The 16268-nt window shown below is 60.2% G+C and carries 12 protein-coding genes and 2 pseudogenes; 3 read left to right on the top strand and 11 right to left on the bottom strand.

Annotated features, from left to right (window positions below; genetic code table 11):
• Window positions 1-126: 126 nt before the first annotated feature.
• Entirely contained in the window at window positions 127-1092 is a 966-nt protein-coding gene (locus HK353_RS01720; RefSeq protein WP_217278163.1) for an NADP-dependent oxidoreductase, read from the top strand.
• Between the two features lie 107 nt (window positions 1093-1199).
• Here HK353_RS01720 and HK353_RS01715 read toward each other — a convergent pair whose 3' ends face one another.
• Window positions 1200-1373: a hypothetical protein gene (locus HK353_RS01715; RefSeq protein WP_173151642.1), complete on the bottom strand. Its 174-nt coding sequence runs from the start codon at window positions 1371-1373 to the stop codon at window positions 1200-1202.
• Between the two features lie 167 nt (window positions 1374-1540).
• Between HK353_RS01715 and HK353_RS01710 the strand changes: the two genes are divergently transcribed.
• A complete protein-coding gene (locus HK353_RS01710) occupies window positions 1541-1753 on the top strand; it encodes a hypothetical protein (protein WP_173151640.1) in 213 nt (70 codons plus the stop codon).
• Between the two features lie 114 nt (window positions 1754-1867).
• Here the strand turns inward: HK353_RS01710 and HK353_RS01705 are convergent, their stop codons facing one another.
• Genes HK353_RS01705 through HK353_RS01685 form a run of 5 tightly spaced genes read right to left on the bottom strand, consistent with a single transcriptional unit; the run spans window position 1868 to window position 8123 of the window.
• Window positions 1868-3661, bottom strand: coding sequence for an ABC transporter ATP-binding protein (locus tag HK353_RS01705; RefSeq protein WP_173151638.1), 1794 nt, complete (start codon window positions 3659-3661; stop codon window positions 1868-1870).
• Window positions 3661-4578: an ABC transporter permease gene (locus tag HK353_RS01700; RefSeq protein ID WP_173151636.1), complete on the bottom strand. Its 918-nt coding sequence runs from the start codon at window positions 4576-4578 to the stop codon at window positions 3661-3663. The genes HK353_RS01705 and HK353_RS01700 overlap by 1 nt, the downstream gene beginning before the upstream one ends.
• Window positions 4575-5528: an ABC transporter permease gene (locus tag HK353_RS01695; RefSeq protein WP_173151635.1), complete on the bottom strand. Its 954-nt coding sequence runs from the start codon at window positions 5526-5528 to the stop codon at window positions 4575-4577. Before HK353_RS01695 ends, HK353_RS01700 begins: the two co-directional genes overlap by 4 nt.
• A gap of 1 nt (window position 5529) precedes the next feature.
• Window positions 5530-7077 (bottom strand): ABC transporter substrate-binding protein, encoded by a 1548-nt coding sequence (locus HK353_RS01690; RefSeq protein ID WP_173151633.1) that lies wholly within the window; start codon window positions 7075-7077, stop codon window positions 5530-5532.
• Window positions 7078-7088: 11 nt separating this feature from the next.
• Entirely contained in the window at window positions 7089-8123 is a 1035-nt protein-coding gene (locus tag HK353_RS01685; protein ID WP_342589778.1) for a TetR/AcrR family transcriptional regulator, read from the bottom strand.
• Between the two features lie 708 nt (window positions 8124-8831).
• Here HK353_RS01685 and HK353_RS01680 point away from each other — a divergent pair.
• Window positions 8832-10172, top strand: a pseudogene (locus tag HK353_RS01680) (ISL3 family transposase).
• Window positions 10173-10250: 78 nt separating this feature from the next.
• Here the strand turns inward: HK353_RS01680 and HK353_RS17520 are convergent.
• The 5 genes and pseudogenes from HK353_RS17520 to rfbA all read right to left on the bottom strand — a co-directional run.
• Window positions 10251-10688, bottom strand: a pseudogene (locus tag HK353_RS17520) (IS1634 family transposase); the annotation flags it as partial.
• Window positions 10689-10952: 264 nt separating this feature from the next.
• Entirely contained in the window at window positions 10953-12839 is a 1887-nt protein-coding gene (locus tag HK353_RS01670; RefSeq protein ID WP_173151629.1) for a glycosyltransferase, read from the bottom strand.
• 29 nt (window positions 12840-12868) lie between these two features.
• Window positions 12869-14224 carry a sugar nucleotide-binding protein gene (locus tag HK353_RS01665; protein ID WP_245395745.1) on the bottom strand — a complete coding sequence of 452 codons (1356 nt, stop codon included), beginning with the start codon at window positions 14222-14224 and terminating at the stop codon, window positions 12869-12871.
• A gap of 62 nt (window positions 14225-14286) precedes the next feature.
• Window positions 14287-15288, bottom strand: coding sequence for a dTDP-glucose 4,6-dehydratase (rfbB, locus tag HK353_RS01660; protein ID WP_173151625.1), 1002 nt, complete (start codon window positions 15286-15288; stop codon window positions 14287-14289).
• A gap of 97 nt (window positions 15289-15385) precedes the next feature.
• Window positions 15386-16249 carry a glucose-1-phosphate thymidylyltransferase RfbA gene (gene rfbA / locus HK353_RS01655; RefSeq protein WP_173151623.1) on the bottom strand — a complete coding sequence of 288 codons (864 nt, stop codon included), beginning with the start codon at window positions 16247-16249 and terminating at the stop codon, window positions 15386-15388.
• Window positions 16250-16268: the final 19 nt, after the last annotated feature.

Below are 16268 nucleotides of genomic sequence, written 5' to 3'. Positions count from 1 at the left end.
GCTGCGCGCGGTGTTCTCAGCGTGACATTGTGGGGAGACCGCTGTAAACAGTCTTGACAAACCAGGGTCGGGCATTTACAGAAAAAGTCAGGCCAGCTTCGGCTTCTGAAGTGACACAATGGGAACATGAACACCGATACAAACACCGAAACGATGATGCGCGCCGTCAGTCAGCAGACTTTTGGAAGCGCCGACGTCCTCGAAATCACCGAGATCCCACGACCGAAGCCCCGCACCAACGAAATCCTTGTGAAAGTCCACGCTGCGGGTCTCAACCCGACCGATTGGAAGCACCGTTCCGGCCACGGCTTCGTCGACGATCTGCCATTGGTGCTCGGCTGGGACGTCTCCGGAGTGGTCGAAGCCGTCGGCATCGGCGTCGCGACGTTCGCGCCCGGAGACGAGGTGTTCGGCATGCTGTCGTATCCGTTTTGGCTCGGCTCCCACGCCGAATACGTCGCCGCCCCGGCCAGATTCTTCGCGTCGAAACCCCGATCGGTCGACCATGTGCAGGCGGGAGCACTCCCCCTCGCCTCTCTGACCGCTTGGCAGGCGCTCGTCGAAAACGCCGGCTTACAGCCCGGACAGCGTGTGCTGATTCACGCGGCCGCAGGCGGCGTCGGGCACATAGCCGTACAGATCGCGAAATCGCTGGGCGCATACGTGATCGGAACCGCGAGTTCGGCGAAGCACGGCTTCCTGCGCGAGCTCGGCGTCGATGAGGTCGTCGACTACCGTACAGAGGACCTAACCGAGCGAGTGCAAGACGTCGACGCGGTGCTCGACACGATCGGCGGTGACACGGCAATGCGCTCCCTGCACACGCTTCGAAAGGGCGGCTCTCTCGTGTCGCTCATCCCTGTCGGCTCCGCTGATCTCCTTCGCGAAGCAGATCAGCTCGGAGTGCGAGCACTTCGGATGCTCGTGGACTCCTCGCGCAGCACACTGGAAACCATCTCCGGGCTCGTCGACGACGGTGCACTGCGTGCCACAATCGCCGGCACTTTCCCGCTCTCGAAGGCAGCAGAAGCCCATCGAGAGGGCGAGACCAACCGCACCACCGGCAAACTCGTACTCACAATGGACGAGTAGGCCAAGCGCAATCTGGTCAGTTCCTCAGTCGAAGCGGCACTATGCTCACTGCCGCGACGCAGGGCCCGGCACCTGTGCATCGGTGCCGGGCCCTGCGATCACGGAAGTCAGTAGTGTGCTGGCGGATCGCTCGCGGGGAAGGACTCTTCCTCCCACTCATCGACCAATTCGTCCTCTTTCTCCTTCGACGCGGAATCCGTGCCGGGCTTTTCCGCAACGTCATCCTTGGCTCCCTCGGGGGCCACTTTCGGATCCTTCTCGTCTTCGCTGAAATCGCTCATCACGATCATCCCTTCTCTATCGAGTGTACGAACCTATGCTGACACTCTTTGGTCCAACTGGGTAGGGGTGCGGGCATATTGGCATGAGGCATTACGGGGGTGCCGCTCGGCAGAGGCCCCACGTAGACTGATCACCTATCCGCGCTCTCCAGCGAAAGGTGACCAGAATGTCAACCGACGACAACAGCACCGAAAGCAACACATCAGACAGCATGCGCAAAGCTGCGGAGAACCTCGATCACGAGGCCGGAGGTGCACCGTCATCCGAGTATCTCGACAAGGTCGACCCCGACGACTTCGGGCGGAAAGACGAGACCGGCGAGGATCAGAGCCGCGACGAGGATACGACCTCTGACGATGAGGCATCCAAGGACCGCTGACCGCCTCAACGGATCGCTGACGACCGGCAGAGCCTCTTCGGCTCACAACACAGTTTGGGGCGGATAGCACCTGTTTGAACAGGTGCTATCCGCCCCAAACTGTGCCACAAGCCTTCAGAACTTCGGCACGTCGGCGATCAGCGCCCGCGTGTACTCGTGCGATGGATCCTCGAGCACCTGCGCGGTCGGCCCGTAGTCGACGATCTTGCCCTTGTTGAGCACGGCGAGGTTATCGGCGATGTGCCGGGAAAGTGCGATGTTGTGGGTGACGAAGAGCATCGCCAACTGCCGCTCCTCCCGCAAGGTCCGCAGCAGTGCGACGATCGAAGCCTGGACGCTGACGTCGAGGGCCGAGGTGATCTCATCACAGACCATCACCGACGGTGCGTTGACCAGCGCTCGGGCGATCGCAGCCCTCTGTCGTTCACCGCCGGAGAGGTCACCGGGACGTCGGTGGTAGAACGTCCGTCCCAGCCGCACGGAATCGAGTGCTTCCTCGACGGTGGCTTTCCGGCTCGCGGCCGTCCCCTGACCGCTCATCTCCAAGGGCACCGTCAGCGACTGGCCGATGGACCGCCGCGGATTGAGCGATGAGAACGGCGACTGGAACACGTACTGGATGCCCACGCGCTGCTCGTTCGTGCGTTTGCGCGTCGACCGTGCCAGTTCCGTGCCGCGCAGTCGAACAGATCCCTTGTAGTCGTCATTGAGCCCGGCCACGCACTGCGAAAGGGTCGTCTTACCCGATCCGGATTCGCCGAGAAGCATCGTGCACTCCCCCGGCTCCAGCGTCAGGTTGATCCCGTCGAGGATCTGCGCCTTCCCGTAGGCGAGCGCCACATCCTTGGCCTCGAGCAGAGGTGCAGTCGCCGAGGCGGCACCTCCGTCCCGCTCCCCCGCCGAGGCGGCTTCCCCGTCCCGTGCGTCACCGTCGGATCTGTGCTCGCCCGAATCAGCGGATCCGCCGGGCTCCCCCGTCGACACGAGGATATGTGTCTTCTCGTCGGCCTCGGCGACGGCTTTCGCTTCCGCGGCCCCGTCGCCGATGGTCTTGCGTCCTGCAAGATCGGGCACAGCCGCCATGAGCATCTTTGTGTAGTCGTGCTGCGGACGTTCGAGCACTGCCGACACCGGGCCCTCTTCGACGAGGTCGCCGCGCAGCATCACAGCCACTCGGTCGGAGATGTCCTTGATCACCGCCAGATCGTGGGTGATGTAGAGACCGGCGACATTGTTCGCCACCGTCATCTGCCGGATCGTGTCGAGCACGACCGACTGCGTGGACACGTCCAGGCCGGTCGTCGGTTCGTCGAGGATGAGCACATCGGGGTACATGGCGAAGGCCATGGCGATGCCGATGCGCTGCTGCTGACCGCCGGAGAGCTGATGGGGCCAGCGTCGCTGATAGGCACGATCCCCGGGCAAGCCGACGTCAACGAGCACCTCTGCAACGCGATCAGCTCGCTCACGATCCGAGGCTCCGAAGTCGTGGATGTCGAGGACCTCCCGGATCTGCTCGCCCACACGCATTGCCGGGTTGAGCGAGAGCGCGGGATCCTGGGGGATGTACGCGATCCGGGATCCGCGCAGATCGCGCAGTGCCACCTCGTCGAGCTCGCCGACCTCAAGGTGGGTGGCGTCCCCGCGCGGCCAGATGCTTACGGACCCGGATCCGAACTTCAGGCCCTCCCGAAAGTGTCCCATGCAGGCCAGACCAGCCGTGGTCTTACCGGAACCGGACTCGCCGACGAGTCCGAGGATCTCTCCCCTGGCCAGGGCGAAGTCGACGCCGTGAAGGATCTCGTCGCCGGCGTTCGTGAGCACACGCAGGTCGGACACGCGCAGGACGATCTTCTCGTTCGGTTCGTTTGCATCATCATGGCGAACGGTCTCTGTCTTCGTGCTCATCAGGCCTCCACTGATGTCGATGCGGTGGCTCGGGCGAAGGAGTCCGCGAGCAGGTTGGTGCCGATGGTCAGCAGCGCGATCGCGATGACCGGCAGCAGCACACCCCAGGGTTGGATGGACAGGGCGATGCGGTTCTCGTTGATCATCAGACCCCAGTCGGCCGCGGGCGGCTGCAGACCGAGTCCGAGGAACGACAGCGACGCGATATAGCCGATCGAGTAGGTCAGGCGCAGGCCGGCCTCCACGCTCAGCGGTCCGGTGATGTTGGGCAGCAGCTCACGGATAAGCACTTTCCAGCGCGGCATCGCGTACATCTCCGCTGCCTTGATGTAGTCCTCAGTGATGACGCCCAGGGTCGCAGACCTCGCGACGCGGGCGATGCGCGGAGCGTGGGTGAGGCCGATGACGGTCACCAGCACCCATCCCTGGGGTCCGAGCACTGTGATCGCCAGGAGGGCGAACACCAGCTGCGGGATGGCGAGGAAGACGTCGTTGATGCGCATGATCACAGCGTCGAACGTCCCGCCGATATACGCGGCGAGCATGCCGACGAGGGCACCGACGATCATGCCGAGCGCCGTGGCGAGCACCGCGTAGACGATGAGGGTCAGTCCTCCGGCCAGGAATCGAGAGAGCACATCGCGGCCGAGATTGTCCGAACCGAACAGGCCGTAGGGACTGAACGGTTTTGTGACGAATTCGGTGGCGGTGTTGCCGGTGGCCCAGGGCAGCAGCAGCGGACCACACAGGGCGAGCGCCACGACGACCATAGTGATGATCAGACCGATCTTGCCCTGTTTCTGGGCGAGCACTCGCTTGTAGAAGGGAACATAGGTGGTGGCGGATTCCTTGGGGACCTCAGCGGCATCGGTGGCCGCGGACTTGAGGTCATCAAGGCTGTTGGCGTCGGTGCTCATGCTGCGCTCCTGAGTTTCGGGTTGGTGAGGATGCCGACGACATCGGCCGCCAGGTTCACCGCGACGTAGACGGCGGCGACGAGCATGGAGATCGCCTGGACGACCTGCACGTCACGGTAGGTCACCGCGTCGATGAGTGCTTGGCCGAGTCCCGGATAGCGGAAAAGGAACTCGACGACGACCACACCACCGGCCAGCCAGGCCAGCTGGATAGCGACGACCTGAGCGACCGGGCCGAGGGCGTGAGGCACGGCATGGCGCATGATCACACGCTTCTCCGGGACGCCTTTGAGTCTCGCCATCTCGACGAATCCCGAGTCGAGCACTTCGATCATCGTCGCTCGCATCATTCGCACAATGTAGGGAGTGACGACGAGGACGAGGGTCAACGTCGGCAGGATGAGCTGCTCCGGCCGGTTCCACACGGGTTCTCCCGGCGGAGCCAGGGTCACGGCCGGCAGGATCTGGAACACCGAGGTCGCGAAGAGCGCGACAAGGCCGATGCCGATGACGAACTCCGGCATGGAGGCCAGCACCAGGGAGATGCCAGTCATCGTCTGATCACGGCGCTTCCCGCGGTGCAGAGCCTGATAGACGCCGAGGCCGATGCCCAAGGGCACGGAGATGATCGCGGCAAGTGCCATGAGGATGAAGGAGGCCGCGAGGCGGTCCCCGAGCAGTTCGGAGACGGGCCCTCCCGACGCCGAGGAGGTCCCGAAGTCACCGACGAAGAGTCCGCCCAGCCAGTGGAGGTAGCGCAGCCAGGCGGGATCGTTGAGCCCCAGCTGTTCGTTCAGAGCCGCAATCCGTTCCGGGGTGGCCTGCTGCCCGAGAATCGCCCGGGCGGCATCGCCGGGCAGCAGCAGGGTTGCGCCGAAGACGAGTAGAGACACTGCGAGGAGGATGAATGCGGAGAAGATCAGCCGCTTACCGATGACTTTTCCGAACATGTCACACCTCTCCGATCCATACGCGGTCAAGTCTCCAGCCACCCAGCGGTCTGCCGGTGGCGTTCTCTTTCAGACCGCCGACGTACTTCTGGAAGGCGTCGACCTGGTTGGCGAAGCCCCAGATGATGTAGCCGCCCTCGTCGTAGAGCATCTTCTGCGCTTCGTGTTCGAGGTTGCGCCGGGCTTCGGCGTCAGACATCGTCCGGGCCTTCTTCACGATCTTGGTGAACTTCTCGTTGTTCCAATGGGTTTCGTTGAAAGGCGATTCGTCCATCACGCAGGACACGCACTGGGCGAGGAAGTCGCGGGTGTTCCAGAAGTCCTGAGCGAAGTCCCACTTGAGGTATCCGTCGCCGAAGAAGGTCGTCGCGTCCACCTTGCGGATCTTCACCCGGATGCCGGCGTCGGCGGCCTGCTGGGCGAAGACCTGGGCGGATTCGACCACACCGGACTGGATGGGCGCGGTGACCAACTCGACGTCGAGACCATCCGGGTAGCCCGCCTCGGCGAGGAGCTTCTTGGCTTTGTCGATGTCGCGGGTGCGCTGGGGGAAGTCGGGATAGTTCGGGTCGAACGGTGCGAACATGTCGTTGCCCGGTGTGCCGAAGCCCGAGAGGACCTGTTCGATCATCTGCTCGCGGTCGACGACGAGGCGGAAGGCCTGTCGGACCCGCACGTCGTCGAAGGGTTTCTTGTCCACGCGCATCGTGAACGGCAACCACATGCCCGTCTCGGAGTTGAGGATGCTCATCCGCTCGTCGGCGTCGATGACTTCGACAAGGGCCAGCGGGATCTGCGCGATCGCGTCGACCTGGGTCGACAGGAGGGCATTGATGAGCGCGTCGGTGTCGTTGAAGTTGAGGATCTCGACCTTGTCGAGGAAGTTGCCGTCGGTCCGCCAGTAGTAGTCGTTGCGTTTGATCACTGTCGACTGGCCGGGTGCATGCGAGACGAGAGCGAACGGGCCGGAGCACACCGGGTTCTTGGGGTCGTAGTCGGCTGGGACGATGCCGGTCGTGTATTCGGAGACCGAGTCGTCGAGGATGCCGTTGGGTTCGCTAAGCCGGAACTCGACCGTGCGGTCGCCGGTAGCGACGACCTCGTCGAGCATGGTGAAGCTCGCCGAGGCGGTCTTCGGATCGTCCGGGTCGTTGATCCGGTCGAAGCTGAAGACCACGTCTTCGGGGGTGATGTCGCGTCCGTCGGAGAACTTCACGCCTTCGCGCAGGGTGGCCGTCCAGACGGTGGCGTCGTGGTTGCGTTCGAAGGATTCGGCGAGCTCGGGCTGGATCTTGTAGTCATCGGTCCGCGACAGCAGGCAGTTGTAGAGGTTGACGGTGCGGGCGATGTCGCCGCTGTTGACGGGGATGTGGGCGTCGACGGTGTCAGCGGAGTTTCCGCCGGTCACTCCCACTCGCAGGGTGCCGCCCTTGACCGGGTCACCGGCGTCGGCAGCACCGACGGTTCCTTCCCCGCACGCGCTGAGTCCGGCGACCGCGGATACCGCGAGTCCGGCCCCCAGCGCTTGTCTTCGGTTCGGTGTGTTCATGTGCCTTCTTCCTAGGACGTCGAATCGGGTCCGCCTGCTGCGGCGACTCGCTCTGGCTTCGGGATTCGGGGGTCTGGCGTGGAGGTGTCACCGTCGGCGAGGACGTGGGCGACGAGGTAGTTCTCGAGCATGGCCAGCGCCTCGTCATCGGTGATGGGCATGTGCTCGGTGGTACGGGCGACGCCGAGGCCGTCGATGAAGATCGCCAGCGCCTTGACCATGAGGGAGGTGTCACCGGTGCGGATCGCGCCCGATCGCTGCCCGGACTCGACGACCGCCGTGATCATGTCGAGCCATTCGCCGTAGACAGCAGTCAGGTTCGCGCGGGCGCCTTCGTCTGTGGCTGCACGTGCCCAGCATTGGAGCCAGATCGACCACACGCGGCGGATCTTCCGGTCGACTCCGGCGTGGAGTCGAGCAAAATGGCGGAGGACGGCAGCGGGGTCGGCGGGGTCGTTGAGGTGGCGGGTCTGGGCGATGATGTCCAATGAGTGTCGCAGGGCCGCCTGCAGCAGCTGGTCCTTCGTCCGGAAGTGATAATTCACCGCCGAGGCGGTCATGCCGGATGCGCGGGCGACGTCTTCGGTGCGCACTTTGGCGATGCCGAGGTCGGCGTAGAGCTCCCAGGCCGCGGCGATGATCGTCACCCGGTTGCGGGTGCCCTTTGACATCCAGTCCTGTTCGGAGGCAGGACCGAGGGCAGCTTCCCCATCGGCTTGCGCCATGCGCGCATCACCTGCGAAATCGTCGGCGGGTGATTCGCTGAGAGCAGGAGGAACGTCGGCGACCATTGTTCGCCGAGGCGGCCGTGCCGTTCGCCCCGTCGTCAGCCAATCCGTGGTGACCCCGGTGAGTTCGGCGATGTGAGAAATCTCCTCTACCCGGAATTTTCGTGTTCCAGCGAGGGATTTCGACAGTTTGCTCGCGTCGAGGCCGACGCGCCGGGCGACTTCGCTGTGGTTGATCCCCGCGTCTTTGATGGCGATGCGGACACGGGCGACCAGCGACGTCTCTGTGCTTTCAGCACTATTGCTTGTCGTGACCACCACTACAGTCTGCACAGAAGTTGCGATTTTGGCAATAGACACTGGCAAATTTGATAGTTTTGGGTCGCGGCTACGTCTTCTTGCTACGCCAGCAGGTTTCGAACTCATTACGGTGCAATCAAGTGACCACAGGAGGACCTATAGACACAATGACGAACACTTTGTGGAAGCAGGCTTCCGCACGACCTCTCCTCAATCTCAGCCAAGGACGATTCAATGAGAGACCACACCTCCGAGTAGTGCAGCCGCGTCGCCACCGACCGACTCAAGCCAACACCTCAATTCCAGTAACGCTCAGTTCTCGTGCCGAAGAAAGCCTAGGCACGAGAGATGTTCGCAATAGCGTGTCGACGTCCGTCTTGCTCACTGACAGATGCCACAATCCTGCCCCTCGGAGCTGCCCAGCGAGGGCAATCTATAGAAGACCAGATAGACATGAGCTCACCGGAAAAGGTCGAGACGAGGTGCGAATTTCGTCTTAAATCGCACAGGCTTAGCCGGAAAGTTGGGAAGAAGCCGCATGAATACGCACTTTCTCCCGACCCCTCGACTTTGCTGACGCCTCACCGTGAGACGTGCTCAGAATTTGTGGCTCTTCGCAATTGAGGGTGTAGATCGGTGATTCCAGGACACGGCGCGTCGCTGCGCGGATAGACGTCGAGGTCCGATGATGGAAGTTCTCACACAATCCATCCGAAAGACCTCGACGTGGCCAACCCTACTTTCTCGACCCCTGACCTCACGACATTCTGCCGACTCGACACCCTCGACCTGACCTGCACCGGCCAAAACATCACCGGACACAAAGCCATCCTTGAATGACGGCCCTACACCGCCGATGACTGGTGCCGACGGTGCGGTGGCCACGGGATCGTACGCGATACCGCCGTCCGCCGTCTGGCACACGAACCTTTCGGCCACCGACCAACCACACTTCATCTTCGCCGCCTCTACAAATGCGTCGAGTGCGACCGCGTCTGGCGGCAAGACACCACAGCTGCGGCGCCACCACGAGCGAAGATCTCGCGAACCGGCCTCGACTGGGCGTTGCGTGCCCTCGTCATCGACCACGACAACGCGTCCGTCATCGCAGCGAAACTCGCCGTGTCCTGGCACACCGCGAACTCCGCCGTCCTCGCTGAAGGTCAGCGGCTCTTGATCAACGACCCGACTCGTTTCGACGGGGTCAGCGTCATTGGTGTCGACGAGCATGTCTGGCGGCATACTCGGCGTGGTGACAAGTACGTGACCGTCATCATCGACCTCACCCCGATCAGCGAGGGAACCGGCTCGGCACGTCTGCTCGACATGGTGGCTGGCCGTTCGAAGCAGGTGTTCAAACAATGGTTGAAAGACCGACCGAAAGACTGGCGTGAGGGCATCGACGTCGTCGCGATGGACGGATTCTCCGGCTTCAAAACAGCCTCAGCTGAGCAACTGCCCGACGCGGTCGAAGTCATGGACCCCTTCCACGTCGTCAAACTCGCCGGTGATGCCCTCGACGAGGTACGTCGCCGAGTTCAGCAAGAGACAACCGGCCATCGCGGACGAGCAAAGGACCCGTTGTACCGGGCAAGAAGAACTCTGCACACGGGCAGCAGCTTACTCACGACCAAGCAACAGGAAAGAATCGCGAACCTCTTCGCTGACCCGAACTTCACCAAAGTCGAAGCCACCTGGGCCCTCTACCAAGACATTGTCAGCGGCTACCGAACCGCCGACCGCAAAGAGGGCAAGAGACTCTTGCAAACGGTCATCGACGCACTGACGACGAGTCTGCCGACAGGGCTGGTTGAGCTCAAACGGTTGGGACGGACCTTGAAGCGTCGAGCTACTGATGTGGTCGCGCTCTTCACCCGACCGGGTACGTCCAATGGCCCGACTGAAGCGATCAACGGCAGACTCGAACATCTCCGCGGGTCTGCTTTGGGGTTCCGTAACATCACGCACTACATCGCGAGAAGTCTGCTCGAGCCCGGCGGATTCAGGCCGGTTCTACACTCTCAATCACGATGGACCACTTTAGAGTCCCGGAAGCCGAGCCGGTAGTCGCTAAGCCGCGCGTTCTCTCCCTGCCCGGAAATCTCGGGGTCGAAGTTGATGGCCTGTCCACCCACTCGCCCGGAGGAACGTATTGGGGTGGACGACGTCGACTCCGAGCTCGTCGAGTTCTCGCACGCTATCGGATTTCGAAGCGGGTTCGACCAGTCGGGCAGCGACGAGTTGGAAGAAGACTTCGTCATCGACGATGTCGAATCCGAGGCGAGTGTAAACACGACGGATCGTGTCGATGAGGATCCCAGACCGGCTGGACTTCACGACTGCTGATGCCAGACGGGGCGTGTCTGCTGTGCCGAAGTCGAGTGTGCCCTGCCCAGCGTCTCGGAGTTTGGTCTTGCCAGCTTCGACGAAGGCCGGATCACGACGAACTGGAAACAGGCCCTGGCTCGACTGACCGCGGTCTATCCGAACCGGACGAATCCCTACTTGTAAATCATGCCCGAGCACAAACAATTTGACAGGCTCACCAGACGCGGTAAGTACCTTGGGGACGAATGGGCTCATTTCTCCATGAAACGGCGCTATATATTTGCGCAATCCTGAGGACTTCAACTAACTGACCAACTTTAAAATCAGTCCTGACCCTGAAAACAACCCTCACCTAAGTCAGGAGCTCCCGTTAGGCACTCTCAGCCTCTGCAATCAGGCTTGGTTGACTGCAAGTGAAGATTGGGAGTGCAGAAACAATCCACAAATGCACGGTGTTCGTTCTCAGTCTTGCCCTCAGCTCAAGAGGCTCGCAGTTCGAAATAGCCGGAGCACCCGAGCTCACCCCGACTGCTCCGCATGCTCGTATTCCGCAGCCGTCCTGATCTTAGGGAGTTGCCCCACGTTCATGGCAACACGGTCCTCGGAGATGAACAACGTCCAGAACGGCGGCCGCAGGCCCGCATGGTCGCCAATTCGCACACGCATGACGGACCCGGTTTTGCGGAAATGCAGAGACGCCTTCCCACCCGATACGCGCAAGAGAGCCGGGTGACCGGTGAAAGTGTTCTTCTTCGCACTGGTTGATGTGTCCAGCCCGAGAGTGCAGGTGACCTCGCCTTCGCCGTCGTGGACTCCAGCCAAATCCACCTTAATGAGCCCGTCAGCATCGTAGCTCGCTCGAACTGGTGTGAGCCGTCGTATTGCCTCTTGTTGGCCTCTGGGAACAAGTGTGGCCGTGCCACCGTCATTTGGATACACCACGTGAAGTTGACCGTCTGCGACTGTTAGCGAGGCGGCTACGCTGGACCGAACGTTCCTGTGCGTTACCGCACTGCCCAACGCAATTCGGACTTGCACGTCCCAATATCCATCATCCAGCCGCGACCCGAATGCGATGCCTGCGGGATCAATCGAAGCTCGCACACGACCGCTAAGCACCGGCGACCCGTCAATGTGATCAGATACCGACGTCGACAATGTTGTGTCGGCCAGGTAAGTCAGTTTGCTCGACCGCGATCTAACCGCAACGTCGCCTGTCGCACCAGCGATTTCGTTGGTCATCGATAGCTGCTCGACAGAAAACACTGATTCGAGCTCTGGCGACAAGACTTTGTCGATCTGACCGCCTCTATGCCCCAGTGACAATCGGCGACCATGCGCACTAGTCCACTCAACACTCGCCTCAACGTTTAATACGCCATTTTCCCAAGAGACAGTCTCGGTGGTCCCCCACCCCGCAATGGTCACGTCTTCTTCACACAATCGCTCGAGCAGATCCAATCGGCCGAGGCCTAGCAGTGCAGCACGCAACGCCACGGAAACACTCAAAGATTCGTCGAATCGCTCAAGCCCAAAGTCTTCACGAATCTGGCGTGATTCGGCAAAGATCATCCGGCGACTGTCTTTGGACCGGTTGAGGAATCCTACGTTGAAAGCCCCTAGGACACGTGCACTGTACTGCGTTCGCAGGATCTGCTCGCGCTGGTCCTTCAATCCCGGACTGCTGAGATGTCGGACTGCTGACTCACATACCTCGCGGAGCATCTCCCAGTAATGCTTGGTGTCTTTGTCGAACTGACTCGTGCCACTTCCTTCAACGGTTACCCAGTGGTAGAAGGGAACACTGGCCATGCGCGACATTACTTTGGCATGTTTGGCGACTTCGATGTTGAACAGTACGTCTTCCCAAAACACCATTCGGCCTTCAGGAAATCCAATCTTGTGCTTACGGAGAAGCTGTCGCCTATAAAGTTTATGAGGATTCATCGGAATCAAAGCGTGTGGGCCATTTCCGCCCAGCACCTGCGGCTGGTCCTCGCGGTAGACATCGACGCCCCAGGTCGGATCATCCGTGCGGGACTCCTTGCCAGACAGCACATCCGAATTGTTGCGCACCGCAAATTCGTAACCTGCTCGCAGCGCATCCGGGTAAAGCTCATCGTCATGGTCCATAAAGAGCACGTACTCGCCCTTAGCCATTTTGATCCCGATATTACGTGGCTTGGATGGCCAGCCGCTGTTTTCGATCCTTGTCACCGAGACATTCGATCTTTTGGCCTTTTCAGACTGCAGTCGCTCAAACGTATTGTCGGGTGACCCGTCATCCACAAAGATGATCTCGAATTCGTCGGCCGAGAGCGTTTGCGCATCCAACGACTGCAACAGTCGACTCAGACCTTGGGGATCGGTCTTATACGTTGGAATAATAATGGAGACTTTATACACATTTGAAAGCATAGAGGCCGTGGCTCCCTTTAATCTTGAGTCGCGTCTTGAAGATAATCCCGCAACGCATCGTCGGCATCTCGCGGAACGAACCCGGTCGCCGCAATCTTCTCAAGAGATAGCCGGCTGTTCAGCGGGCGGGGTGCTGCATGCTTGCCAGCAAAATACTCTGCGGTGGAAACGCCCGTTACGCGCCCAGGATCGTGCCCGGTGATTTCGAACACACGCCTCGCGATTTCAGCCCAAGAGACATGAGGGCCCCCACTCGTCAGATTGTAGATTCCGTATTCAGGCCGAACAGATAGTAGATGCATGATGCCAGCTGCGATGTCGGCAGTAAATGTGAGTCTTCCGATCTGGTCCTGTACAACCGACGGATCAACACCGCGGCCGGCGAGCGACGACATCGTGCGCACGAAATTATCGCCGTCGCCAATCACCCAGCTCGTGCGCAGAATGAAGTGACGCGGAACCTGGCCAACCACAGCCTCGCCCGCAGCCTTTGTGTGTCCATACACTCCCAACGGCGCCGGCGCATCGGTCTCAGTCCAAGGCAAACTTCCGGAACCATCGAACACGTAGTCGCTTGAGACGTGCACCAAGGTTATGCGATGTTCGCGAGCCACGCTCGCGAGGTGCGACAAACCCGTGACGTTTGAGTCCCAACAAGCCGCCCGCCCCCCGGAAGTCTCGGCCTTATCCACAGCTGTGTACGCAGCAGCGTTGATCACGGTATCGTATTCACTCCAGCTAACAGCATCAAGAGTTTCCGGTTTCGTCAGGTCAATACGTGAACGATCGGCAAAGTCGGCGTCGGGCAGTGCTTCACGAATCGCACGCCCCAGCTGTCCATTCGCCCCAATCACCAGAGTACGAAGTGGTTTGAATGGGGAGACGTCTGCGAGACGCGGGTGAGTCAAATCTTTTGCCGATCGTTCCGACTCTGCAAGTGGGATCGGCCACTCAATGGCAACGGTCTCGTCCTCAAGATTCAAGAACGTGTAGGCCGCGTTCGGACTCCAGTGGTCGTTCACTAGATAAACGTACGCCGTATCATCTTCTAGAGTCTGGTAGGAGTTGCCTACGCCGCGCGGGACGAAGATTGCAGTGTCAGGTCCGATTTCAGCGGTGAACACGGTGCCAAACGACGGCCCTTCACGCAGATCCACCCATGCACCAAAAATGCTACCGGTAGCGACCGAAACGTACTTGTCCCAGGGTTCCGCATGGATGCCGCGAGTAGCGCCACGCTTATCATTGAACGAGATGTTGTTCTGCACCGGTCCGAAGTCCGGAAGCCCCAGCGACATCATCTTCTCTCGTTGCCAGTTCTCCTTGAACCAGCCACGATTATCGCCGTGGAGCGGTAGGTCGATCAGGACCATACCCGGGATGGTCGTCTCACGAACGGCCAGCTGTTTAGGCACGGGCCTCTCCACTGTGTCGCTCATTGCCCCTGTTCCCTGTACCTAGCCTCAGTCGCCCTCTTTTGGGGCTCCCACCAAGCGACGTTTGCCCGGTACCATTCGATCGTCGCTGAAATCCCATGCTCAAAGTCCTGGAATGAAGGCTGCCATCCCAATTCCGTTCGCAACTTGGTCCAATCGATGGCGTAGCGAAGATCGTGGCCCGGCCGATCCACCACGTGGTCGTATTCGTCAGAGGGTTTGCCCATCGTCGTCAGGATCAGCTCGAGGACCTCTTTGTTATTCTCCTCGCCGTCGGCACCGATCAGGTAAGTCTCGCCGATACGGCCAGCTTCCAGAATCCGCAGAACCGCGGATGAATGGTCATCCGCGTGAATCCAGTCGCGGACATTGAGACCTGCTCCATATAGTTTGGGACGATCACCCACGAGGATATTCGTGATCTGCCTGGGAATGAACTTTTCCACATGCTGTCGAGGCCCGTAATTGTTGGAGCAATTCGAAATCGTGGCACGCACATCAAATGACCTCACCCACGCGCGAACCAGCATGTCGCTACTCGCCTTGGACGACGAATATGGAGACGATGGCGCATACGGAGTCGTCTCTGTGAACCGAGTCGGATCGTCGAGTTCCAGGTCGCCGTATACCTCGTCCGTGGAGATGTGGTGGTAGCGCGTCTCGTGGCGGCGCACCGCTTCAAGCAGCGTGTACGTACCGACAATATTTGTGTCGAGAAACGGCCTCGGGTCGTGCAAGGAATTGTCGTTATGCGATTCGGCGGCATAGTGCACAACCGCATCGTTCCGACCCACTAGCTGATCGACAAGATCGGCATCACAGACATCACCATGCACCACGCTCACCCGGTCAGCCGGAAGTCCGTCCAACGATGCGGCATTCCCTGCATACGTGAACTTGTCGAGCACAGTCACAATGCAGTCGGTCTCGCGAACTAGATAGTGCACGAAGTTCGAACCGATGAATCCGGCTCCTCCAGTAACGAGAATCCTACGGGCCAAACTATGCCTCCTAGTACATTAATTGCGACTTGGCTGTGCGCCGAAAGTTCATGAACGCAGACTGTTCCGTGATCCCGAGTCTACCGAGCGTGGGTAGCTATACTTCCAACAACTGATTGAGATAAGTGCCATACCCGCTTTTAACGAGAGGCTGCGCCAATTGCGCCAATTGCTCGCTGGAGATCCAGCCGTTGCGCCAAGCCAATTCCTCGACGCAGCCAACCTTGAATCCTTGTCGTGCCTCGATGATGCGCACATATTCCGCCGCCTCCATCATTGAGATGAATGTACCGGTGTCCAGCCAAGCTGTGCCTCGGTCCAGCACCTTGACCTGCAAAGTTCCACGATGCAGATACGCATCGTTGACAGACGAAATCTCGAGTTCTCCACGAGCCGACGGTTCGACAGTCTTCGCTATCTCCACTACGTCTTGATCATAGAAATACAGGCCCGGTACCGCATACTTACTCTTAGGGTACGGGGGCTTTTCCTCGATCGACAAAACCTTGCCGCCAGAGTCGAATTCGACAACACCATAAGCAGTTGGATCTGCTACGGGATAGGCGAACACTTGAGCGCCAATGATGTCGTGGTTCTTTTTCAAAGCGGTGCCAAGCCCAGTCCCGTGGAACAAGTTATCGCCCAGAACTAGAGCCACGGACTCTCCACGGATAAACTTCTCGCCGATGATGAACGCCTGAGCAAGACCGTCCGGCGAAGGCTGCTCCGCATAGTCAATTGACATCCCCCACGAAGAGCCGTCGCCTAAGAGCGCTCTGAACTGTGCATTGTGCTCGGGTGTCGTGATGATGAGGACGTCGCGGATTCCAGCTGCCATGAGAGTCGCCAGTGGATAATAGATCATGGGCTTGTCGTAAATCGGCATGAGTTGCTTCGAGATGCCTTTAGTAATCGGCCACAGGCGCGTGCCCGAGCCTCCAGCAAGGATGATTCCACGCATGGCTCTCCCGTTCATCGGG

It is taken from the genome of Brevibacterium permense (assembly GCF_013280495.1).
Classification (GTDB): domain Bacteria; phylum Actinomycetota; class Actinomycetes; order Actinomycetales; family Brevibacteriaceae; genus Brevibacterium; species Brevibacterium permense.
The sequence above is the reverse complement of the archived record's forward strand: the minus strand, read 5'-3'. Positions and strand labels throughout refer to the sequence as shown.